The organism is Caballeronia terrestris, assembly GCF_001544515.1.
Taxonomy (GTDB): domain Bacteria; phylum Pseudomonadota; class Gammaproteobacteria; order Burkholderiales; family Burkholderiaceae; genus Caballeronia; species Caballeronia terrestris.
The window spans coordinates 1-970 of the sequence record NZ_FCOL02000499.1; the positions used below are offsets into that span (position 1 = coordinate 1).

Annotated in this window: 1 protein-coding gene; it reads right to left on the reverse strand. The window is 67.1% G+C overall.

Annotation, left to right across the window (positions count from 1 at the left end; all coding sequences use genetic code 11):
• Window positions 1-970 (reverse strand): FAD-dependent monooxygenase (locus AWB67_RS38550; protein WP_200822439.1); only part of this gene is annotated, 970 nt, incomplete at both ends.

Sequence of the window (970 nt, forward strand, 5' to 3'; positions counted from 1 at the left end):
TCATAGCGCGTGCCAAGGTGAACGCCCGGGATCACGAATTCGGCGGTGGCGTTAAAGGCGAGGTAATCGCCGACCGCGGCACGCGCGGCATCGCCCGCCGCACCCGGCTCGTAGGCGGCGGCCGGAAGCTGGACGTGGCCAATGCTGTCGGCGAAGCCTCTGGCAAACGCCGTGTTGCGCAACGCGGCCGGCCGCCGCTCCGCTTCGTAGCTCGCACCGAGCGCATCGCCCGCGACGCCCTTGACCATCGCTTCGAGCTTCCACGCGAGGTTCGCCGCATCGTCGATGCCGGTGTTGTAGCCGAGGCCGCCCGTCGGCGTGAAGAGATGCGCGGCATCGCCGGCGAGGAACACGCGTTGCGCCGAGAAGCGATCGGCGACCAGCGCGAAGCCTGCGGTCCACGTCGATGTGCTCTTGACCTCGAAGGGAATGTCGGCACCGATCGCCTCGGCGATGCGGCGTCGCACGCTGTCGGCGTCCGACGCTTCGCCATCGCGCGTCTGCACGTTCATGATGAAGTGGCCCGTGCCATCGACCGCGATGATCAGCGCGCGTTGCGTCGGGCTGAAGGTCCAGTATTGCCACGCGGGACGCCGCCCGCTAACACGATAGATATCCGGCGCGTAGAAGTAGACGGCATCCATCTGTCCGCCCATGAATTCGCGTTTCTCGCCTGCCACGCCTTCGAGGCGAATGCCGAGCGACTTGCGCACGAAACTGCGCGGACCGTCGCAGCCGATCAGATAGCGCGCGGTCACGGTGCGGGTCTCGGCGGCGCGCGTCGCGGTTGCATCGAGTTCGACGGTTGCGCTGACCGACTCGTCACCTTGCAAAAATTCGACGACGCGCGATGCGAAGTGCACCTGGCATGCGGCGTTGCGTCGTGCCGCTTCGAGCAGCACCGGCTCGACGTAGAGCTGCGAGCATCGATGCGGCGGCTCTGGCGTGGGCCACGTGAACGCGTGTCCCT